The following is a 21,425-nucleotide window of genomic DNA, read 5'->3' as shown; positions in this document are numbered from 1 at the left end:
ACGTGGGCACGCTATCAGGAAATCTTGAACCGGGACACCGATTGACGGAGTTCCTCGGCCATACGGGAGAGTTCACGCACTTGATTAGCAGTCGCGCGGGTACCTTCACCCGTCTGCTCGGTCACCGCAAAAATGTGCTGAATGTTGTCAGCCACCACGTTCGCCAAACCTGCTTCGCGGGAAGCAGCGTTCGAGATCTGCTCAATCAGGTCGGCCACTTGGCGGGACACCCGATCAATTTCAGTCAGCGCGGTACCGGCGTTATCGGAAAGCTTGGCCCCTTCCACCACACCCTGCGTGGAACGCTCCATCGCGCCGATGGCATCCTGCGTATCCGTCTGAATGGCCTTCACCAGCGCCGCAATCTGACGCGTCGCATCGGCGGAGCGTTCAGCCAGACGCTGCACTTCTTCCGCCACCACCGAGAATCCGCGACCAGCCTCACCTGCCGATGCGGCCTGAATGGCGGCGTTCAGAGCCAACACGTTGGTCTGCTCGGTAATGTCAGAAATCAGCTCTGTAATTTCACCAATCTCTTGAGAGGATTCACCCAGTCGCTTGATCCGCTTGGAGGTTTCCTGAATCTGGTCACGGATGGAGTTCATACCGCCGATGGCGTTTTGCACCGCCTGCAAACCGGACTCCGCCGCTTGCAAGGATTGACGGGCTACCGTCGCAGACTCTTGGGCTTGTGCAGACACTTCGTTAATACGGCCCGCCATATCAAGAACCGACTTGCCGGTTTCACGAATTTCGTGCAGTTGCTCGTTGGATGCTGCAAGCAGCTCGGTCGAAGTGGCATCCACATCTGCGGTCGTTTGTGCCACCCGGGCCGCCGTGTTTTGTACGTTCGACACCAGCGAGCGCAGTTCTTCCACCGTGTAGTTCACCGAGTCAGCAATAGCGCCGGTAATGTCTTCGGTCACGGTCGCTTCTTGGGTCAAATCACCTTCCGCAACCGTTTGCAGTTCGTTCATCAAACGCAAAATCGCAGCTTGGTTGGCGTCGTTCACACGCTTGGCTTCCTGTTCTTGGCGCTCCGCTTCCAAACGCTGGTCTTCGGCTACCACTTGACGCTTGCGGCTGTCTTGCAGCTGCACATAAGACAGTCCACCCGCACACACCAGCGCAAACAGCGCCGCCAAGATCAGCAATGCCAGAGAGGCGCCACCGATACCGGCTTGACCGGACAACTTGGCCTGCAAGTCTTCCAGATTGCGGCGCAAGGGTTCGCTATCCGCAATGATCGCGCCTTGCGCTTCACGCGCAGATACCAAGCCCTGCAAGTTACCCAAGATCGCGCCCGCTTGAACCCGGGTCTCTTCATACATCTTGATCAGTGCTTCGAGTTGCTCGCGGGTGGCTTCGTCTTTAGTGGCGGTGAGTCGGAGCTCGGTGCTTCCGGACAACAGCGCTTCTGAAATCTCCTTGAAGGTGTTCAAGTCCTTACCCAGCAAGAACACAGCTTCAGGGCTCACGCCCTCGGCGGTCAAGAACTCGTTGGAGGACTTGCCAATCCGCTGCGTCAACATCACCAACTGACCGACCGCAGAAATTTCAGCGGCAGGCGCGTTCTGTTGCAGCTTCAAGGAGGAAACGGTTTCCGCAACTTCCAGCAAGTCAGAGGACTGACGGTTAATCAAGCGGAGCGCAGACCCGATCTGGGTCAACATTTTTTGTTGCGCGATCACAGCCTTGGCGTTCTTGTCGGCGCGCTCTACGAGGGGGAGAACCTTGCCGAGCTCCGGCGCGTAATCTTCACTCAGCGGGTTGATGCGCATCTCGTCATCACCAGCCTGGAGACCCCGTACCGATTTCGACAGAATACTGGCACTGTCCGACACGTCAGGGAAGGCCTGGGCGCTGCCCACCACCGCCTGGGACACTGACTTCGCCAAGCGTTGCGACTGCATCAGAGACTGGCCTGTCGCACCCAATTGTTGAGCGACACGGTCCGATTGATTCAGCGCATAAAAAGTAACGCCGGCCAAAACAATCAATGCGCCCCCCAACAGAACAAACAACGTCCGCTGGTGCTCCACAACCGTCTTGCGCCCGAGCACCGGAATGGTGATCAAGTCGCCCTCTGTCGGCGCCGCCTCTTCAACTGCTGCCGCTGCTGCACCCTGCAAAGGCGCGTTCCGCGACTCGGGTTGCATCTCATTGTCTGTATTGACGATAGTCACATCGGGCATAGCCAAACTCAAACGCGAGTCCAGCTCAGAGTCAAGCTGCTTCTTAGAAAACAAATTCTTCAATTGATCGACGACAGACATGTTGAGACCTTACAGGTGAACTAAGCGGTGATGCTTAAAAACTGCGGAGACTGGGAGAGAACGCGCAAGTTGATTTCTTGCCAAGACTCACCCGCGCTATCGATGAACACATTCCCCAGGTAAGGCGGAGAGCCTTCTGCCGGACCATGTGACTGGGTGAACGCATCAGCGCCGCGCAGGCCGGACAAAACATCCACCTGCAACGCGCAATTCACATCCAATGCTGCATTGAGCGTCACCACACTGGGCTCCCCGGCAACTACCTGCCTGGAACCCACCCCGTCTTGCGCCAAATACGCCGCAAGATCGACGACTCCGAAAAGACCGCCCCGGATATTCATGACCCCCAAGAACCAGTCCACCGAGTAGGGGACCGCTTGCAGATGGGACACGGGAACGATTTCGCCGGACTGACCCAATGGAAACAGATACTTCCGGGCGCCGGCCTGCACGGCCAACCACGCCACCGACATACCTTCGGTCTTCGCAGCTTGCAAACGGCTCGCGAGCCGGGCTTGTAATTCTCGGAGTGCGTCTCTGTTGGCCATATCAAGTCGGCGTTAGCCCAGTGCCTTGATTTTGGCTAGCAACTCAGATGCATCGACCGGCTTGGTGATGTAGTCTTTGGCGCCCTGGCGCATGCCCCAGACCCGGTCGGTCTCCAGGCTCTTGCTGGTGCACATGATGATCGGGATGTCGGCATATTCAGGCGTGCGGTTGATCGCCCGCGTCAGCTGGAAGCCGTTTTGCCCGGGCATCACCACGTCCATCAAAATCAGGTGCGGACGGTCTTCTGTGAGACGCTTGAACGCCTCGTCAGCGTTCTCTGCCGAACGGACGCTGAATCCGTTCTTCTGCAAAATCTCGGTAAGAAACAGCAACTCTGTTTTGGAATCGTCAACGATCAGTACTTTTTGGATAGGCATCAATTCGCTCCTTGCATGGCAGCTCCGAATTGCTGAACCGCTTTCAGCAATTGGTCTTTGGTAAATGGTTTGGTGAGGTAGTCCTGCGCGCCGACCATGCGGCCCCGGGCTTTGTCGAAGACACCGTCCTTGGAGGACAACATGACCACCGGCACACTAGAAAATTTGGTGTTGCGCTTGATGATGGCGCAAGTCTGGTAGCCGTCCAGCCGTGGCATGAGAATGTCACAGAAGATGATGTGCGGCTGGTAATCATTTACCTTGGCGAGCGCATCGAAACCGTCCTCTGCCAACAGGACATCGTGCCCACCCTGCTTGAGAAAGATTTCCGCGCTACGTCTTATCGTGTTGCTGTCGTCTATCACGAGCACTTTGAAGGTGGGAATGGTCATACGTTAAGAGGAATGCTCCCCGCGTTGGCGAGATACGTCAGCACAAGCAAATTTCACACCCGCAAAGGGTGTCAGATCTGCACCATTTCAAAATCTTCTTTACGAGCACCACATTCGGGGCAAGTCCAGTTCATCGGAACATCCGCCCACAAGGTACCGGGTGCGATGCCATGGTCAGGCGCTCCGGCGGTTTCGTCGTAAATCCAACCGCAAATCAAGCACATCCAAGTTTTGGTATCAGTCACAGCTTATTGAGCCTTCAAATAGAATCCAACGATTGTATAGAGCAGGTTTTGTGAAAAAGACGACCGCCCATCTAAAGAACGCCATTCTGCACGATGACTTACCCTAATAGAGGCCTCTAGATGTCGGCATCCCTCCCCCCGAACTTGACGAAACCATGGACGACGACGGACCTTCGGCTTGCGTCATGGCATTCAACGCCAACGACCCGAGCGGTAGCGCCGGGACCTCTGCCGACCTCACTGCGATTGCGTCCGTAGGCGCCCATGCCCTGCCCGTGGTCACGGGTGCTTATGCCCGCGACACCACAGAGATCGTGGACCATTTCCCCTTTGATGACGAGGCGGTCACTGAGCAAGCCCGCATCATTCTTGAAGACGTTCCCGCGCAGGTCTTCAAGGTCGGTTTTGTGGGTACACCAGAGAACCTTTCTGCGATTGCGGAACTGGCCTCGGACTATGCCGATGTCCCGCTAGTTGCCTACATGCCCGACCTCTCCTGGTGGGAGGAAGACAAGATCGATTTGTACCAAGACGCTTGCACAGAGTTACTTTTGCCACAGACCACTCTGTTGGTAGGAAACCACAGCACGCTCTCGCGCTGGCTGCTACCGGACTGGAGCGCCGACAAAAGCCCATCAGCCCGTGACATCGCCAAAGCGGCCAATGCATTTGGTGTGCCCTACACCTTGGTCACCGGCATCCCGCTGCCGGACCAGTTCATTGATAACGTATTGGCCTCGCCCACCTCTGTGTTGTGCAGTGAAAAGTTTGAGCGCTTTGAAGCCATCTTCACGGGAGCAGGCGATACCCTCTCCGCAGCATTGGCAGCATTGATTGCCAGCGGCACCGAATTGAACGAAGCCGTGACCGAAGCCCTGAGTTACCTGGACCGATGCCTGGAAAACGGGTTCCGCCCCGGCATGGGGCACGTGATTCCAGACCGGCTTTTCTGGGCACAGCCAGAATCCGATGACGACGACGAAAGCACCATCAGTGCCCTTGAAGCCGATTTCGAAGTCCCTCCCAACTCCACCCGACACTAACTGGCAGAAATTTTGTGACAGACCGTAATTTAGAACTCTTTGAGCGCGCCAAGCGCGTGATTCCCGGTGGCGTGAACTCGCCTGTGCGTGCATTCAAGGCCGTGGGCGGCACACCACGCTTCGTGCAACGTGCCCAAGGCGCCTACTTTTGGGACGCCGACGGCAAGCGCTATATCGACTACATCGGCTCTTGGGGGCCCATGATCCTGGGCCACGGCCACCCTGCGGTGCTGGAGGCGGTGCAAAAAGCAGCGCTAGACGGCTTCTCGTTTGGTGCCCCCACCGAACGCGAAGTCGAACTGGCCGAGGCCATCCTTGCGTTAGTGCCCAGCATGGACATGGTGCGCTTGGTCAGCAGCGGCACCGAGGCCGGCATGAGCGCCATCCGCCTAGCCCGCGGCGCTACAGGCCGCAGCAAGATCTTGAAGTTTGAAGGCTGCTACCACGGCCACGCCGACGCACTGCTGGTCAAAGCCGGATCAGGCCTGGCCACCTTCGGCAACCCCACCAGCGCCGGCGTACCACCGGAAGTGGTGCAGCACACCCTGGTGCTGGAGTACAACAACATCCAGCAACTCGAAGAAGCTTTCGCCCTGCACGGCAAAGAGTTGGCCTGCGTGATGATCGAGCCGATTGCCGGCAACATGAACTTCGTGCGCGCCAGCGTGCCCTTCATCAAACGCTGCAGCGAGCTGTGCACCGAATATGGTGCGCTGTTTGTATTTGACGAAGTGATGACGGGTTTTCGCGTCGCCCCCGGCAGCGCCCAGCAGGTCTATGCCCGCAGCATTCCCGGCTTTGAGCCTGACATGACGGTCATGGGCAAGGTGATTGGCGGCGGCATGCCCTTGGCAGCTTTTGGCGGCAAGCGCGCGGTGATGGAGCAGCTAGCACCCTTGGGCCCGGTGTACCAGGCCGGCACTTTGTCCGGCAACCCGGTGGCTACCGCTTGCGGCTTGGCAACGCTGGCAGAAATCAGCAAACCCGGCTTCTACGAAGACTTGGGCCGCAAAACACAGTCCCTGATCAGCGGCCTGCAAGCAGAAGCCGACAAAGCGGGAATCGACTTCTGCGGCGACTCTGAGGGCGGCATGTTCGGTTTCTTCTTCTTCAAGGAACTGCCGCAAAACTACGCCAAGGTCATGACCACCGACAACGCGCGTTTCAACACCCTGTTCCACGGCCTGCTGGACCGCGGTGTTTACATCGCCCCGGCGCTTTACGAAGCTGGCTTCATGAGCGCAGCACACACCGATGCCGACATTGCAGAGACAGTCGCCGCGGCGGGTGACGTATTCAAATTGCTATCAAAATAGAAGCTACTCGCGCAAACAAAACAAGGGCTGGAAGCCGCTTTGGCTTCCAGCCCTTGTTTTATGGCGCCGTGGACTGCGCGCTCACTCGCCGACGTAGTTCTCTGGAAAGAAGTGGCGCTCGATCAGCTCAATCAGAATGTGCAGCACCTTGATGTGCAACTCCTGTACCCGGTCTGCGTAAGTGCCACCGGGGGTGCAGATGTACACTTCGCTCAAGGGCTCCAGCTTTTCGCTGCGCTTGCCGCTGAGGATGATGACCTTCATGCCCAGTACTTTGGCCGCCTCGGCGGCCTTGATCACATTCTTGCTGGTACCACTGGTGCTGAGCGCCACCAGGCAATCGCCAGGGCGGCCGTGGCCTTCAACGTAGCGGGCGAACACTTGCTCGTAGCCGTGGTCATTGCCCACACAGGTCAGGTGGCCGGCATCGCTAATAGCAGTAGCGCCCAAGGCTTTGCGGTCCTTGCGATAGCGGCCTGTCAGCTCTTCGGCAAAGTGCATGGCATCGCACATGGAACCGCCATTGCCGCAGGAATACACACGACCTTGGCTCTCAAAGGTGGCGATCAGCAGTTGCGCTGCCTGCTCGATGGTCGCCAACGCGGCCGGGTTGGCCAGCAGGTTGGTCAATGCGGTGTGCGCCTCTTGCAGGCTGGAGGTGATGTGGTTTTGCATGACGCCCATTTTCGCGCAATCCCCACCAGCCCGGATCAACAGCAGCGCAAGACCCGATGCTGGCCCGGCTCGAACCTTGATTTGCTATAAAAATAGTAGCTAGTTGCGCATATTTTGCGGGGGCTACATATCAAATAGGCATAAAAAAAGCCGCTCAAGAGCGGCTTTTGAATCGATACAGCCCCCTTCAATCCACGCGGGCGCCCGTGTCCTTCACCACTTTTTCATACTTACGGCGCTCTGCCTGCATCCACGCATCAAAGGCAGCGGGAGTGGAAGGTGCGGGTTCGGCGAACAAAGTGTTAAAACGGGTCTTGGTCTCAGGCGCTTGCAGGGCCGCGACGAAGGCTTGGTGGAGCTGCGCAATACGCTCCTTGGGCGTACCTGCCGGAGCGACCAGCCCCCACCATGTGTCAATCGCAAAACCCTTGAGCGTTTCAGACATGGCTGGCACCTCCGGCAGGGCTGCGCTGCGGCTGAGGGATGTGACCGCCAAGGCCTTGAGCTTGCCGGAGCGGATATTAGGCGCTGCCGTGGCCAGGTTGTCCAGATTGAAGTCCACCTGCGCGCTGAGCAATGCCAGTTGCGCAGGGTTTCCGCCGTTGTAAGGAATATGCAACGCGAAAATTCCGGCTTCTTTCTTGAACATCTCCCCCGCCAAGTGTCCGGCACTGCCGTTGCCGCCGCTGCCGTAGTTGAGCTTGGCAGGGTTGGCCTTGGCGTAAGCGATCAGGTCCGCCAAGGTCCCGATGCGCAGGCGCTGGGCCACCTCGGCATTCATCACCAGCACGTTGGGCACACGCACCATCTGCGTGATACCGGCAAAGTCCGTCGCTGCGTTGTAGGGCATCTTGGCAAACAGCCACGGGTTGACCGCATGCGTGGCGGTGGCCGCGATGCCGATGGTGTAACCGTCAGGCGCAGCTTTGGCCACCACATCCGCACCGATGTTGCCGCCGGCACCGGGGCGGTTTTCCACCACCACTGTGCCGAGGCTGTCTTTGACCCGCTCGGCCAGCACTCGGGCGGTAATGTCCAGCGGACCGCCTGCGGCATAAGGAACCACGAGGCGGATCGGCTTGTTCGCCCCTTGGGCCCAACTGCTAGAGACGCCCAACAAAAGGGTACCAACGAGAGTGACGAATCGCAAAGCGTTCATGGCAAGCCGATCAGTGGCGGAAGTGGCGCACGCCACTGAACACCATAGACACGCCGCGCTCGTTGGCCGCGTCAATCACTTCTTGGTCGCGCATCGAGCCACCGGGCTGGATGACACAGGTCGCGCCATGGTCCACCACCACATCCAAGCCGTCGCGGAAGGGGAAGAACGCATCGCTCGCGACGACCGTGCCAGCCAAGGACAGATTCGCATGGCCGGCCTTGATGCTGGCAATGCGGGCAGAGTCCAAGCGGCTCATCTGGCCGGCGCCCACACCCATGGTCATGCCGCCCTTGCAGAAGACGATGGCGTTGGACTTGACGTACTTGGCCACCTTCCAGGCGAACAGCAGGTCGTTCAGCTCTTCAGCAGTAGGCTGCTTGATCGTCACGACCTTCAAGTCGCTTAGCGCCAGCTCATGGTTGTCGGCCGTTTGCAGCAGGATGCCGGAGCCGATGCGTTTCATATCCATCAGGTTGCGGCCCTGGTCCCATGGCGTAGTGCCGCCCTTAGGCAGGTCGATTTGCAGAATGCGCACGTTCACCTTGGTCTTGAACACTTCCAGCGCTGCGGCTGTGAAGCTAGGCGCCATCAACACTTCCACAAACTGCTTGGAGATTTGCTGGGCACCGGCCTCGTCCAGCTCCGTATTCAAGGCAATGATGCCGCCGAACGCGCTGGTGGGATCGGTTTGGAAGGCCTTGCTGTAGGCCTCTAGGGCGTTGGCACCCACGGCCACGCCACAAGGGTTGGCGTGCTTGACGATCACGCAGGCGGGCGTGTCGAAGCTCTTTACACACTCCCAAGCTGCGTCCGCATCGGCAATGTTGTTGTAGCTCAGCTCTTTGCCTTGCAGTTGCTTGGCAGTGACCAGCGAACCGGGTGCGGGCATCAGGTCGCGGTACAGCGCGGCTTGCTGGTGGCTGTTCTCACCGTAGCGCAGGTCTTGCACCTTGATGAAGCGGCCATTGCTCTGGCCGGGGAACAGGTCCAACACCGGAGCCTTGTCGCCTGCGGGCACCTCGTCACCGATCTGGATAGCGGACAAGTAGTCACTGATAGCACCGTCGTACTGGCTGATGCGGTTGAAAGCCGCGATGGACAGGCCCAGCTTGGTCTTGTCGCTCACCACGCCGTTGGCCTTCAGCTCGGCGATCACGGTGTCGTACTGGGCCGCGTCGGTGAGCACCGCCACGTCTTTCCAGTTCTTGGCGGCGCTGCGCACCATGGCGGGGCCGCCAATGTCGATGTTCTCAATCGCGTCTTCCAGCGTGCAACCGGCCTTGGCCACGGTGGCCTCAAACGGGTACAGGTTCACCACCAGAAAGTCGATGGTGTTGATGTTGTGCTCGGCCAGTGCGGCCATGTGGGTGGGGAAGTCGCGGCGCGCCAGCAAGCCACCGTGCACGCGGGGGTGCAGGGTCTTCACACGGCCATCCAGCATTTCGGGGAAGCCGGTCATCTCCGCCACTTCGGTCACGGGCAGGCCTTTGTCGGCCAGCAGTTTGGCAGTGCCCCCGGTAGACAAGAGCTTGACGCCTTGGGCGTGCAGCGCTTGGGCGAGTTCAACGATGCCGGTCTTGTCGGAGACCGACAGCAATGCAGTTTTTTGTGCGTTCATAGTGCGGGAGTAAAGTAAAACCAGAAAACGTTTCACCGGGCAACCGCACCAAGGCGGATGCCGGTGGGAGGCTTATGCGAGCAGCTTGTGCTCGACCAATTTTTTGCGCAGGGTGTTGCGATTCAGGCCCAGCCATTGCGCTGCTTTGGATTGGTTGTGGTCTGCCTGCGCCATCACCACCTCCAGCAAAGGCTTTTCTACCGCGCGCACCAACATGTCATACATGCCGGCGGGCTCTGTGCCGTCGAGGTCTGCAAAGTAAAGCTCCAGGCTTGCGCGCACGCAATCATCCAAATTCGTGCCGCTCATATTGCCAATTCCGTCATGTCATGTCCCCTTGCCTGACCGTTCGCGGATCCCCTTGCAGGGATGCGATCCATTTTTTCGTTCAACGTGTCCAAATACGCCTCGACCGCCGCCACCTGGGAGGCGCTGTCTTCCAGCAGATTCATACCCTGGCGGAAATCCTCACCACCGGGTAAATCCTGCAAATACCATCCGATGTGCTTGCGGGCCGAGCGCACACCGATAAATTCGTCATAGAGGCTGTAGTGGTCGTAGAGGTGCTCGACCAACAGCTTTTTCACCTCGCTCACCAGCGGCGGTGCAAGGTGTGTGCCAGTGGCCAGAAAATGCGCCACTTCCCGGAATATCCACGGGTAACCTTGGGCGGCGCGGCCGATCATGATGGCGTCTGCGCCGGTTGCGGCCAGCACCTCACGCGCTTTCTCAGGGGTGGTGATGTCGCCATTGGCCACCACCGGAATGCGCAAGGCCGCTTTCACCGCCGCAATCGTGTCGTACTCGGCATGCCCCTGATAGCCCTGCTCCCGGGTACGGCCGTGCACCGTCACCATTTGCACGCCCACGGCCTCGGCCGCGCGGGCGAGCACCACCGCGTTCTTCTCTGCCTGGCACCAACCGGTGCGCATCTTCAGGGTCACGGGCACATTGCGGGGGGCGCAGGCGTTGACTACGGCCTCCACGATTTCGATAGCGAGCTGCTCATCCTGCATCAGGGCGGAGCCGGCCCATTTGTTGCAGACCTTTTTGGCGGGGCAACCCATGTTGATATCGATGATCTGGGCGCCACGGTCGATGTTGTAGACCGCGGCTTCCGCCATCATCTGCGCATCGGTGCCGGCAATTTGCACGGCGATCGGGCCGGGCTCCCCATCGTGGTTGGCCCGGCGCGAGGTCTTGAGGCTTTTCCACAAGTCCTTGCGGGAGGTCACCATTTCGCTCACCGCATACCCTGCGCCGAGCTTTTTGCAAAGTTGGCGGAAGGGCCGGTCCGTCACCCCCGCCATGGGGGCAACAAAGAGGTGATTCGCCAAAGCGAATGGGCCGATTTGCATGGGTATGAGGAAAGCTGGGGGCGTTAGAAAGCGTGAAGGCCCGCATTTCAGCGGGCCCGACCTGCATTCTAACTGCTCAAAATTTCAGCAATTGAAATGCGCAGGCACTTCACCGGCTGCCGCGCTCTGCTCCCTATACTGGGCCGCTATGGATGCTTGGCTTCACTCTTTGTTGCAATGGCTTTCGCTCCCCGAATTCGGGCTGAGCACGGTGTTTGCGGTCTCGCTGATGTCTGCCACCTTGTTGCCGATGGGGTCAGAGCCGGTTGTCTTCGGGCTCGTGCAGTTGCAGCCGGATTGGTTCTGGCGGGTTATTGCGGTAGCCACTGCCGGCAACACCTTGGGCGGAGCCATCACCTGGTGGATGGGCCACGCGGCCAGCCATCTCGCAAACCGGCATGGCCGCTCCGCCAGTCATGTGCGGGCGCTTGCCTGGCTCACACGCCTGGGGCCCAAGGCCTGCTTGCTGTCGTGGCTGCCGGTCGTCGGCGACCCTTTGTGTGCAGTTGCCGGCTGGCTGCGCCTTCCGTTTTGGCCGTGCGTGATTTACATGGCGATCGGCAAATGCCTGCGCTACATCACCATGACGGCGGCACTTACCGGGCTGGTGCGCCTGTGGTGAGTTGCGAGCGCAGTGCCAAGCGGCTGGCGAGGTCCATAAAGCCGGCGTCTGAGACATCGTCGGTACTCAAGAGAAAGTCCCGCGCCTCACCGGATTGGAGCTGGCGCATGGAGCGGTCGTAGTACCGGTCGTAGTGCTTGACCAGCAGGTCCTCCACCAACTCCGCATAACGCGACGCTGCCACCCACTCTTTCCACTGGTCCACTTGGGCCCTGCCACAGGTCGGGACCAAACGGTCCAGCTGATCCAACAGCGTGTCACTGTGCAGAAAGTAGGCATAGTCCTGCAACAAAAACTGCACTCTGAGTCCCACAGGCACCTCCAGCCCCCACCACTGGCCTTGCTGGATGCCTTGGTAAATCGAATCCGGCAATCGCAGCAAACCGATGCGCTTGCTTTCCGCCTCGACATACACCGGGCGCCCCGGGTCAAAGCTTGAGAGGGTGTAGAGTATCTGCGTCTCGAACATTTTCTGAGACGGCTGGGCCTGGTCCGGCAAGCCACCCAGTACCGAGCCCTTGTGGGCCGCCAGCGCCTCCAGGTTCAGCACCTGGTGTCCCTGGGCCTGCAAGGCTTCGAGCACCTTGGTCTTGCCCGAGCCTGTCGGGCCCGCCAGCACCTGAAAGCGGAATTGCGCGGGCATCCGCACCAATTCTTCGAGCACATGGTGGCGCCAGGACTTGTAGCCCCCTGACAAGCGCCGGGCCGTCCAACCCACCTCGTTCAGGATGTGGGTAAAAGAGCCGCTGCGCTGGCCACCACGCCAGCAGTACACCAGCGGCCGCCACGACTTGGGGTGCGCGGCAAACAAGCTGTCGATGTGCGTCGCTACATTGCGCGCGACCAAGACGGCACCGACCTTGCGCGCCTCGAACGGCGAGACCTGCTTGTACATCGTGCCGACGCGGATGCGCTCCTCGTCATTCAGCACCGGGCAGTTGATAGCGCCGGGAATATGGTCCAACGCGTATTCGCCGGGCGAGCGCGCGTCGATCACCGCATCAAAAGTGGACAACTGCTCGATGTCAGCAAACGTGTGATTCACAGAAGTCACGGGCATCCCCTCATTAACGGACCCATTTAACGGACCAATACCAATACCGTGCCCAGCACCGTGAGACCGGCGCCCCACCAAGCGCCCTGCGCAGGCGAGCGGCCCAGGTGCCACCATAACAAGGGCAGCACCAATACCGGCGACACAGATGACAAGATGCCCACCATGCCGACATTGCCACGCTGCAGCGCCAGCAGGATGAGGCTCATCCCCAAGCCCATGCCGATCATGCCGCTCAACGCGACTTTGCCCAACACAGCCAAAGACAAGGGGTTTTGGGTGCGCGCAACCGATGCGCCCGCCCACAAAAGCACCAAGTGGGCGGCACAAGTTGCCCCCACCCTCAGCACCGTGGCCGCGACCGGGTCCACGCCCGATGCCATCACCGGCTTGGCAATCAAAGAGCCGGTTGCCTGGCACAAGGCGGCCAACAGGCCCAGCGCGATCCCCGAGGGAATATGGCCGCGAAGCTGCTCCAAGGCGTGCGACTCGTCTTTGCGGCTGCCCAAGGCAATCGCCGTCATGACGCCGCCCACCACCAAAGCTCCGCCCATCATGGCCTGCGGCCCCATGCGCTCATCCAGCACCACAAAGCCCAGTAGTGCGCTGAACAAGGCGTGCGTGGCAAACAGCACTCCGGTGCGCCGCGGGCCCAGCCGGTTCATGGAGGCAAACAAGGCGGTGTCGCCGATGAAGATGCCGATCAATCCACTGAGAATCAAAACCCAGGCTTGCTCGGCATGGATGCTGTGCCAAGCCCCATTGAGCAGGACCACGGGCGCCAGCATCACAAACACCAGCCCCATGCGCCAACGGGTAAATGCAAACGCGCCGAGATGGCGCGCTTGGGGGGCTGAAATCAGCCCGGTCACCGCCCAGCAAGCCGCAGCGCCCAGGGCCAACCAATCAAAAGACAGCGTCACGCTGCCGCCGCGGCACGTGCCATCAAGAACTGAACAGGAAGTTCATCACGTCGCCATCTTTGACCACGTATTCCTTGCCTTCGGCGCGCATCTTGCCCGCGTCTTTGGCACCCTGCTCGCCCTTGTGGCTGATGAAGTCATCAAAGGCAATCGTCTGAGCGCGGATGTAACCCTTTTCGAAATCCGTGTGGATCACGCCAGCCGCTTGGGGGCCGGTGTCGCCCACATGGATAGTCCAAGCGCGGACCTCTTTCACCCCAGCGGTGAAGTAGGTTTGCAAGCCCAACAGGCTGTAGGCAGATCGAATCAGGCGGTTCAAACCGGGTTCGGTTTGGCCGAGTTCTTGGAGGAACTCCAGCCGGTCCGCATCGTCCATCTCAGAAAGCTCAGCTTCCATCTTGGCGCAAATAGCCACCACAGGCGCGCCCTGGGCCGTCGCAAACGCGGTCAAGCGGTCGAGCAAAGGATTGTTTTCGAAACCATCTTCCGACACGTTGGCCACGAACATCGCGGGCTTAGCGGTGATCAGGAAAAACTGCTTGAGCAAAGGCAACTCTTCTTTGCTGAAGTCCAGGGTACGCACAGGCTTGGCTTCGTTGAGCGCAGCTTGGCACTTCTCCAGAATCGCCACCAGCTTGATCGACTCCTTGTCGCCGGAACGGGCCAGCTTGGTCACACGGTGCAAGGCTTTTTCCACCGCCCCCAAATCTGCCAGGCACAACTCGGTCTGAATGACCTCGATATCGGCAATCGGGTCCACCTTGCCGGCAACGTGGATCACGTTGTCGTCTTCAAAGCAGCGCACCACGTTGATGGTGGCGTCTGTTTCGCGGATGTGTGCCAAGAACTTGTTGCCCAAGCCTTCGCCGGTGCTTGCACCCGCTACCAGACCCGCAATATCCACAAACTCCACGATGGCCGGAACAATGCGCTCGGGGGTGATGATGTCCGCGAGCTGCTGCAGACGCGGATCAGGCACCTCGACCACGCCCACATTGGGCTCAATCGTGCAAAACGGGTAGTTTTCTGCAGCAATACCCGCCTTGGTCAGCGCATTAAAAAGGGTACTTTTGCCCACGTTGGGCAGGCCTACAATGCCACACTTCAAACTCATAAAAAACCTCTAAAAACTGGGTGTCAAGTGTATGCCATACCTGTTCCTGCGCCTGTTGGTGGCGCTGGCACTTTGGGCGGGAGCGGGTTGGGCGCATGGATTTGTCGCCGATGCCCGAGCTACCAACCCGCTTTTTTTGACAGACAACAGCGAGCCATGGCCCCTGCGAGACAGCTCCATGCAATGGCTGGAACCGGGCCGAAACGCGACAGCGGCCCAAGCCTGGGCCGCGCCATTTGAAGCCGCCCACATGGCGCACGCTGCGCCCCTCAACGCCAACAACACCCTGTGGATCAAGCTCACGCTGGTTCGCGCAACCGGCAGCACCGGCCGGTGGACGCTGAACATTCCCCAGCCCTACCTTGACCATGTGGTGCTCTTTGAGCGGCAAGACGGCGCCTGGTACCCCCAAACAGCAGGCGACAAGCACGCCCAGCGCCACTGGAACGTGCGTGGCCTGTACCCCGAGTTTGAGCTGTACTTGCCGCCCGGACAGCCTACCGAGGTGTTGCTGCAGATTCGCAACTTCAAGCCGCTCGCCATCCCATTGCGCATGGTCCCGGCCAACCTGCGCGAGGGCCAACGACTGGCAGAGGGCATTGGCCTCGGCGTCATGTTCGGGCTGATCCTCACCCTGGCAGTCGTCTCACTCATGCGCTATGCAGAGTTCCGCAATGTGTCGGACCTGGGCGCCGCTCTTTACAGCGTGATGATTGCGCTCACGCTGGCGCAATTCAACGGCATCCTCAACTCGTTGCTCTGGCCCGGCGCCCCCTTGTGGGCAGACTACGCCAGCAGTGTGCTGCCGTCACTGGCTATAGGTGGTGTTTTGCTTTACGGGCGGCACCTGTATGCGCTCTCGAACCACTACCCGCGGTTTGACAAGTTGCTAGGCGTGCTGGGAGTTGCCGCAATCGCCTCAATTGCCTGCTACCTTTTCCTGGACCGCACCCTAGCGGACAAGGTCTCGGGCATCGTGATTCTGCTGGGCACTGCTTGCAGCCTGCTGGCCACGGCGTTGAATTGGAGGACGGGCTCCCCCTTGGGGGCTTGGCTGCTGTGGACTTACACCCCTAAATTCGCCCTGGTGATCTGGATGACGCTGGAGGCCGGCGGCAGTCTGCCCGCATTCTGGCCGCTGCGCTATTTGCTCACACTCACCGTGGCGGCGTCGGTGCCTGCCTTGGTCTATGCCTTGGGGCGCGCCACCCATGACCGCAAAGAAGTCGTGGCCCGGGCAGAACACCTCCCGACCCAAGACGCATTGACCGGCCTGCTCACTGCAGACGCCTTCCAAACCCACCTCACCGAGGCTTATGAACGCGCCGTCACCCACCGCGAGCCATTGGCGCTGGTTTTGGTGAACATCGCAAACCTGGATCACATCCGCCACAACATGGGAGATCCTGCCGCGGAGCAGTGCCTCTTGCGCGCCGTGATCAAGCTGCACCGGGTGCTACGGGATCTGGATCCGGCGGCTCGGGTAGGCAGCGCACGGTTTGCCCTGCTGCTTGAGGGTGTAGCTTCGCGGCAGATGCTGACCGAGCGGCTGGTCAAACTGGTGGCCTCGGGGCTGATTCCTTTGCAAGGCATGCCCACCGAGGTCACGCTGCAGTTCCAAGCTGCGTGCGTGCTCCTGCACGAAAACCCGGTCGAACCTGCACAAGCCCTCAACGAGTTGGCAGGCGTGCTGGCAGGAATCTCACCTCGAACCCGCCGGCCGATCCGTTTTCTGGAGCCTGTACCCACCCAACTGGCCAGCTTGCACTCCTCGCTGTCGAGCTGACCGCGGGCACAGCGCTCGCCTTGGCTGGCGTAACTTATGGAGCAGCGGCTCCATCAAACTGGTATGACGCAGCAACCGCCTGCCCCACCCGCAGCACCTGGCCTGCGCCGGCCTGCACGATGGCATTCATCCCGAAGGTGATCGCGCCGTTCAAGCGGGCGTCCCGGCGGTAGCTTTGAAGGGCATCCCCCACGCCGGGGTGGCTTTCGGCCGTGTCGGGGTCAATATGGGGTATCGGGCAGCGGGCGCACGGCTTCACCAAGGCAAGTTGCGCGGAGGTGGCGCGGCCCTCCTCGGCCGTGACCTGCAAGACCGCCATGTGGTCTTCATCATGTGCCTCCATTCCGCCCAACACCACATTGGGCCGGAAACGGCGCATGTCGACCGGGGGCAAACTCGCAGCCGCCAACCGGCTGTTGAGCGGCACCATGGACGCGTCGGTCGTGACCAGCACCGGATATCCGTCGGCAAATTGGGTGTACCCCTGCGCACCGCCGGTCCAGCGGGGGCTGCACGCCCGCCGCCCCTCGGGCGCAAAGCGCACCAGGCGCACTCCTTGGCAACCCAGCGCTTGCTGCAACCACAGAGCGGCGGCATCCCCCATATCGAGGGCATCCACTATGTCGTCCCAGACTTGGACCCGGGTTTGCGGCCCCTGCGCGTCGAGCGCCACCTCCAGCGGGCTCAGGCCGGGACACTGCAACTCCAGTACCTGTGCCAGCAGGCGCGGCTGCACCAGCGCCATGCGGGGATATTCGCGCTGGCTCACAAAAAGCCCTTCTGCATCCACCACCATCCAGTGCCGGTCCCACTCCAGCCCGGTGTCCAACAGGCGCGCATGTTCCACCGCGATACCGGCGAGCGATTTCACCGGGTAAATCATCAGCGCGGCAATGTGTCCGTGAATATCGGCTTCAAAGTGTGGGGTCATGGGGGTTTCCTGGTGCATAGAGCCAGCATTGTGCACAGCCCTCCTACAATGACCGAATGGCCCAAACCTATGACATTTGTATCCGTGGCGCCGGCATCGTGGGGCGCACCCTGGCGTTGCACTTGGCGGCTAAACGCCTGAAAGTGGCGCTGGTTGAGGCGACCACCAGTCACCCGTCTGGCCCGGATGTGCGGGCATACGCCCTGAACGCCCGCTCGCGCCAACTGCTGGAAGCCATCCGATGCTGGCCCGCCGACGCCCATGCCACTCCGGTATTGCACATGGCGGTCGTGGCCGATGCGGACGCCCAGGTCCACTTTGATGCGGCCCCGCAAGGCATAGACGCCCTGAACTGGATTGTGGACGTGCCGGTGCTCGAGCAACAGCTGGCCCAAGCCGTGCAGTTTCAACCCCTCATTTCTGTGGTCGATACCCCGCAACCCGCGACCCTGACCGTTGTGTGTGAAGGGCGCGCCAGCACCACCCGCGACGAGTTCGGCGTCGATTTCGAAACACATCGCTATGCCCAGACCGCCGTAGCCGCCAGGGTGGAGAGCTCGCTGCCCCACCAACAAACTGCCCGGCAGTGGTTTAGCGAAGGTGAAGTGACCGCACTTTTGCCGATGCAAGGGCAGGAAGGGAACTTTCATGCCCTGGTGTGGTCAGTGTCCCCAGAGCGCGCACAAGCCCTGATGCAACACACCGACCTGGAATTCACCAACGCCCTGCAAACAGCTACCCGCATGGCGGTGGGTACCCTGCGCCTGGCCAGCTCCCGCGCGAGCTGGACCTTGCAGCATGCCGTCGCCACCCGCTGGACCGGCACAACGACTCTAGACGGCCATCGGCGCGCCTGGGTATTGGCGGGTGACGCGGCCCACAACGTGCACCCACTGGCGGGCCAAGGCCTGAACCTGGGTTTGGGTGATGTGGCCGAACTGGTGCAGGTGCTCGACACCCGTGGCTACTGGCGCCCTGTGGACGATATGCGCTTGCTGCGCCGCTACGAGCGGGCCCGCAAAGCCGCCTTCGCCGTGGTGGGTGGCAGTGGCAACTCCCTGCAACAGCTGTTTGCCCACCCCCACGCCTGGGCGGAAAACGCCCGCAGCTGGGGCATGCGCGGCTTTGACCGTTGCACCCCGCTCAAACACTGGGTTGCCCGGCAGGCTATGGGCCTGTGAGCGCCTAGGTTCACCCCGCCTTTTTACTTTTCCGGAAATTTTGTTTATGCACTTCCCCCGTTTGTTTGCCACCGTGGGCCTGGCGCTCGCCGCCTTTGCCACGGGTGCCTTCGCCCAAGAGGCCGCCATCCGCGAGGCCATTGCCAAACGGGTGCCCCAGCTGAAGTCCATCGACGAAGTGCGCCCGGCCGGCATCCCCGGCTTGTATGAGGTCCGGGCCAATGGCGTCGAGATCTATTACACCGATGCCAAGGGCAACTACCTGATCCAAGGCAACCTGTACGAGACCAAAGGACTGCGCAACTTGACCGAGGAGCGGATCAACAAGCTCACCGCCATCAAGTTCAGCAGCCTGCCCATCAAAGACGCCTTCACCATCGTGCGGGGCAACGGCTCGCGCAAACTGGCAGTCTTTGAGGACCCGAACTGCGGCTACTGCAAGCGCTTTGAGCGCGATCTGCAAAAGATCGACAACGTGACGATCTACATGTTCCTCTACCCCATCCTCGGGCCGGATTCGACAGAAAAATCCAAGGCGATCTGGTGCAGCAGAGACAAGGTCGCGGCCTGGCAAGACTGGATGCTGCGCGACCAGCCAGCACCCGCCGCAGCAGCCATGTGCGATACATCCCCGCTGGCCCGCAATGTGGAGTTCGGCAAAACCTACCGCATCCAAGGCACGCCCACGCTGCTGTTTGAGGATGGCAACCGCGTGCCCGGTGCGATTGACGCCCAGCAAATCGAAAAACACCTGAAAGACGCCAAAAGCTAAAGCCCCAGGGCGCCCGGCGCGGGCCGGAGCCCTTCACAAATTGCTCCTGAATTCATAGCTGCTCGCGCAAGCATTGCGGGCGCCAACCGGTGTTTAGGCATGAAAACTTCGTCCAAGTCGTCCAAATCCCTCGCAACTGCTGCACCCGCATCCGCGGTGCACTACCGGATTGAAGTGCCCGATGTGCACAGCCACCTGTTCACGGTGCACATGACCGTGGCCTCGCCGGCCAGCACCCAAACCCTGCGCCTGCCGGCCTGGATTCCGGGTAGCTACCTGCTGCGCGAATTTGCCAAACATCTGCAGCAGCTGGAGTGTCGGCAAGCCGGCAAACGCATCCCGGTGACGCAGCTGGACAAAGCCACCTGGCAAGTCAGTTGCCGCACCGGTCTGCCGTTGGAGGTGAGTTACGAGGTGTACGCCTTTGACGCCTCGGTGCGCACCGCCTGGCTGGATGCGCAGCGCGGCTTTTTCAATGGCACCAGCCTGTGCCTGCAGGTGCCCGAAGCGGTGGCAGAGCCCCACACTTTGGACATCGCGCCGGTTGCCGGCACCACGGGCTGGCAGCTGGCCACCGGACTGTCGGCAGTCACCGTCGACAAGGCGGGTTTTGGCCTGTACTACGCCCCCGACTACGACACCCTGGTCGACTGCCCGGTGGAAATGGGGCCGTTCTGGAGCGGCAGTTTTGAGGTGTTCGGCATTCCCCACCGCTTTGTGGTGGCCGGCGCACCGCCCAGCTTTGACGGCGAGTTGCTACTGGCCGACACCCGCGCCATTTGCGAAGCGGAAATACGCTTCTGGCACGGTAACGCCCTTGAGCAGTATCAAAAAGATAGCGGCTCCCGCAATAAAGACGAGGGCCCAAGCCCGATTCCATTCAAAAACTACGTCTTCATGCTGGCCGCGGTGCACGATGGCTATGGCGGGTTGGAGCACAAAAACTCCACCGCCCTGATTTGCAACCGCAAAGACTTGCCGCGTCTTCCCCGCACCACGCTGGCCCCCACCACCCACAAGCAGCCCGAGGGCTACACCACGCTGCTAGGGCTGATCAGCCACGAGTACTTCCACACCTGGAACGTCAAGCGCCTGCGCCCCGCCGAACTCGCCACTTACGACTACCGCGCAGAGAACTACACCGAGCTGCTGTGGTTTTTTGAAGGCTTCACCAGCTACTACGACGACTTGCTTCTGCGCCGTGCCAAACGCATCGACAACGCCACTTACCTGAAGCTCTTGAGCAAGACCATCAACCAGGTCCAGCAAACCCCGGGGCGGCTGGTGCAAAGCGTGGCGCAAAGCAGTTTCGACGCGTGGGTGAAGTACTACCGCCAGGACGAAAACACCGCTAACGCCACCGTGAGCTACTACACCAAAGGTTCACTGGTGGGCCTGTGCCTCGACCTGACCCTGCGCGCAGAGGGCAAAACCCATCTCGATGCCGTGATGCGCGGACTGTGGACGCGCTGCGCCGGCGGCCCCATGGCCGAAGCCGACCTGCTGGCCGTGTTGCAAGACCTTGGCGGCCGCTCGTTTGCCAAAGACCTTGCGCGCTGGGTGCACAGCACCAAAGAGCTGCCTGTGCACGAACTGCTGGAGCAACACGGTGTGCAAGTCAACCGCGAGCCCGACCAGGCCGCCCAGCAACTCGGGCTGCGGGTCAAAGAAAGCGGTGGGCTGTTCATTCAGCAGGTGCTGCGGGGCGGAGCAGCCGAGAAAGCTGGCTTTGCGGCGGGCGACGAGTGGTTGGCCGTGCAGACCGAGGGCATGCCATGGCGCATGCAGGCCTTGGATGACCTGATGCTCTATGCCGGCAAGGCCAAGAAAGTGACGGCATTGGTTTCGCGCGACAAGCGCTTGATGCAGCTGACACTCACCCTGCCGGCCCCCACCCAAGCGGTGCGCCTGTCGGTGCGCGATACGGCAGCCGCCAACCGCTGGTTGGACGGCGCGTAAACCGCAGCTCGCGTCAGCGCGGCGCAAATTCGCTTGGCTATAGTGCGCCCAGCCCCCTCATTTCGACACAAA

21 protein-coding genes are annotated in these 21,425 nt (G+C 60.6%); 7 read left to right on the top strand and 14 right to left on the bottom strand.

Features of this window, described 5'->3' with window-relative positions:
- Window positions 1–14 precede the first annotated feature (14 nt).
- From RAE19_RS12270 to RAE19_RS12250, 5 genes are all read right to left on the bottom strand, one after another.
- Window positions 15–2,276, bottom strand: a complete 2,262-nt coding sequence (locus tag RAE19_RS12270; RefSeq protein WP_313875151.1) for a methyl-accepting chemotaxis protein — start codon at window positions 2,274–2,276, stop codon at window positions 15–17.
- Between the two features lie 20 nt (window positions 2,277–2,296).
- Window positions 2,297–2,824: a chemotaxis protein CheW gene (locus tag RAE19_RS12265; protein ID WP_313875150.1), complete on the bottom strand. Its 528-nt coding sequence runs from the start codon at window positions 2,822–2,824 to the stop codon at window positions 2,297–2,299.
- A gap of 12 nt (window positions 2,825–2,836) precedes the next feature.
- Window positions 2,837–3,202 (bottom strand): response regulator, encoded by a 366-nt coding sequence (locus RAE19_RS12260; RefSeq protein ID WP_313875149.1) that lies wholly within the window; start codon window positions 3,200–3,202, stop codon window positions 2,837–2,839.
- Window positions 3,202–3,594, bottom strand: a complete 393-nt coding sequence (locus tag RAE19_RS12255) for a response regulator (RefSeq protein ID WP_313875148.1) — start codon at window positions 3,592–3,594, stop codon at window positions 3,202–3,204. The genes RAE19_RS12260 and RAE19_RS12255 overlap by 1 nt, the downstream gene beginning before the upstream one ends.
- Before the next feature lie 71 nt (window positions 3,595–3,665).
- Complete coding sequence (locus tag RAE19_RS12250; RefSeq protein ID WP_296509851.1) at window positions 3,666–3,818, bottom strand: rubredoxin; 153 nt, start codon at window positions 3,816–3,818, stop codon at window positions 3,666–3,668.
- A gap of 176 nt (window positions 3,819–3,994) precedes the next feature.
- Here RAE19_RS12250 and thiD point away from each other — a divergent pair, with 176 nt between their 5' ends.
- Both thiD and hemL read left to right on the top strand, forming a co-directional pair.
- On the top strand, window positions 3,995–4,882 hold the full coding sequence (thiD, locus tag RAE19_RS12245) for a bifunctional hydroxymethylpyrimidine kinase/phosphomethylpyrimidine kinase (RefSeq protein WP_313875147.1): 888 nt from the start codon (window positions 3,995–3,997) through the stop codon (window positions 4,880–4,882).
- Window positions 4,883–4,896: 14 nt separating this feature from the next.
- Window positions 4,897–6,198, top strand: coding sequence for a glutamate-1-semialdehyde 2,1-aminomutase (gene hemL / locus RAE19_RS12240; protein WP_313868678.1), 1,302 nt, complete (start codon window positions 4,897–4,899; stop codon window positions 6,196–6,198).
- Between the two features lie 81 nt (window positions 6,199–6,279).
- On the opposite strand, the gene RAE19_RS12235 is transcribed toward hemL, so the two are convergent.
- From RAE19_RS12235 to dusB, 5 genes are all read right to left on the bottom strand, one after another.
- Entirely contained in the window at window positions 6,280–6,873 is a 594-nt protein-coding gene (locus RAE19_RS12235) for an SIS domain-containing protein (protein WP_313875146.1), read from the bottom strand.
- Between the two features lie 187 nt (window positions 6,874–7,060).
- The gene (locus RAE19_RS12230; RefSeq protein ID WP_313875145.1) at window positions 7,061–8,032 is read right to left on the bottom strand and encodes a Bug family tripartite tricarboxylate transporter substrate binding protein; all 972 of its coding nucleotides are present in this window, start codon (window positions 8,030–8,032) and stop codon (window positions 7,061–7,063) included.
- A gap of 10 nt (window positions 8,033–8,042) precedes the next feature.
- A complete protein-coding gene (gene purH / locus RAE19_RS12225; protein ID WP_313875144.1) occupies window positions 8,043–9,653 on the bottom strand; it encodes a bifunctional phosphoribosylaminoimidazolecarboxamide formyltransferase/IMP cyclohydrolase in 1,611 nt (536 codons plus the stop codon).
- A gap of 72 nt (window positions 9,654–9,725) precedes the next feature.
- The gene (locus tag RAE19_RS12220; RefSeq protein ID WP_313875143.1) at window positions 9,726–9,962 is read right to left on the bottom strand and encodes a Fis family transcriptional regulator; all 237 of its coding nucleotides are present in this window, start codon (window positions 9,960–9,962) and stop codon (window positions 9,726–9,728) included.
- The gene (gene dusB, locus RAE19_RS12215; protein ID WP_313875142.1) at window positions 9,959–11,011 is read right to left on the bottom strand and encodes a tRNA dihydrouridine synthase DusB; all 1,053 of its coding nucleotides are present in this window, start codon (window positions 11,009–11,011) and stop codon (window positions 9,959–9,961) included. Before dusB ends, RAE19_RS12220 begins: the two co-directional genes overlap by 4 nt.
- 148 nt (window positions 11,012–11,159) lie before the next feature.
- On the opposite strand from dusB, the gene RAE19_RS12210 reads away from it, so the two are divergent.
- Window positions 11,160–11,633 carry a YqaA family protein gene (locus RAE19_RS12210; RefSeq protein ID WP_313875141.1) on the top strand — a complete coding sequence of 158 codons (474 nt, stop codon included), beginning with the start codon at window positions 11,160–11,162 and terminating at the stop codon, window positions 11,631–11,633.
- Here RAE19_RS12210 and mnmH read toward each other — a convergent pair.
- The 3 genes from mnmH to ychF are packed head-to-tail and all read right to left on the bottom strand — an operon-like array spanning window position 11,608 to window position 14,724.
- Window positions 11,608–12,687: a tRNA 2-selenouridine(34) synthase MnmH gene (gene mnmH, locus RAE19_RS12205; protein WP_313875140.1), complete on the bottom strand. Its 1,080-nt coding sequence runs from the start codon at window positions 12,685–12,687 to the stop codon at window positions 11,608–11,610. The two genes, RAE19_RS12210 and mnmH, sit on opposite strands and share 26 nt — an antisense overlap.
- Before the next feature lie 26 nt (window positions 12,688–12,713).
- Complete coding sequence (locus RAE19_RS12200; RefSeq protein ID WP_313875139.1) at window positions 12,714–13,610, bottom strand: DMT family transporter; 897 nt, start codon at window positions 13,608–13,610, stop codon at window positions 12,714–12,716.
- Between the two features lie 22 nt (window positions 13,611–13,632).
- A complete protein-coding gene (ychF, locus tag RAE19_RS12195) occupies window positions 13,633–14,724 on the bottom strand; it encodes a redox-regulated ATPase YchF (protein ID WP_313875138.1) in 1,092 nt (363 codons plus the stop codon).
- Window positions 14,725–14,755: 31 nt separating this feature from the next.
- On the opposite strand from ychF, the gene RAE19_RS12190 reads away from it, so the two are divergent.
- On the top strand, window positions 14,756–16,510 hold the full coding sequence (locus tag RAE19_RS12190; RefSeq protein WP_313875137.1) for a sensor domain-containing diguanylate cyclase: 1,755 nt from the start codon (window positions 14,756–14,758) through the stop codon (window positions 16,508–16,510).
- A gap of 34 nt (window positions 16,511–16,544) precedes the next feature.
- On the opposite strand, the gene RAE19_RS12185 is transcribed toward RAE19_RS12190, so the two are convergent.
- Window positions 16,545–17,441, bottom strand: a complete 897-nt coding sequence (locus tag RAE19_RS12185) for an MOSC domain-containing protein (RefSeq protein ID WP_313875136.1) — start codon at window positions 17,439–17,441, stop codon at window positions 16,545–16,547.
- Window positions 17,442–17,497: 56 nt separating this feature from the next.
- Between RAE19_RS12185 and RAE19_RS12180 the strand changes: the two genes are divergently transcribed.
- From RAE19_RS12180 to RAE19_RS12170, 3 genes are all read left to right on the top strand, one after another.
- The gene (locus RAE19_RS12180) at window positions 17,498–18,622 is read left to right on the top strand and encodes an FAD-dependent monooxygenase (RefSeq protein ID WP_313875135.1); all 1,125 of its coding nucleotides are present in this window, start codon (window positions 17,498–17,500) and stop codon (window positions 18,620–18,622) included.
- A 46-nt stretch (window positions 18,623–18,668) separates the two neighbouring features.
- Complete coding sequence (locus RAE19_RS12175) at window positions 18,669–19,394, top strand: DsbC family protein (protein ID WP_313875134.1); 726 nt, start codon at window positions 18,669–18,671, stop codon at window positions 19,392–19,394.
- 99 nt (window positions 19,395–19,493) lie between these two features.
- Entirely contained in the window at window positions 19,494–21,353 is a 1,860-nt protein-coding gene (locus tag RAE19_RS12170; protein WP_313875133.1) for a M61 family metallopeptidase, read from the top strand.
- Window positions 21,354–21,425 lie beyond the last annotated feature (72 nt).

It is taken from the genome of Rhodoferax potami, from assembly GCF_032193805.1.
Classification (GTDB): Bacteria; Pseudomonadota; Gammaproteobacteria; order Burkholderiales; family Burkholderiaceae_C; genus Allorhodoferax; species Allorhodoferax potami_A.
The sequence above is the reverse complement of the archived record's forward strand: the minus strand, read 5'-3'. Positions and strand labels throughout refer to the sequence as shown.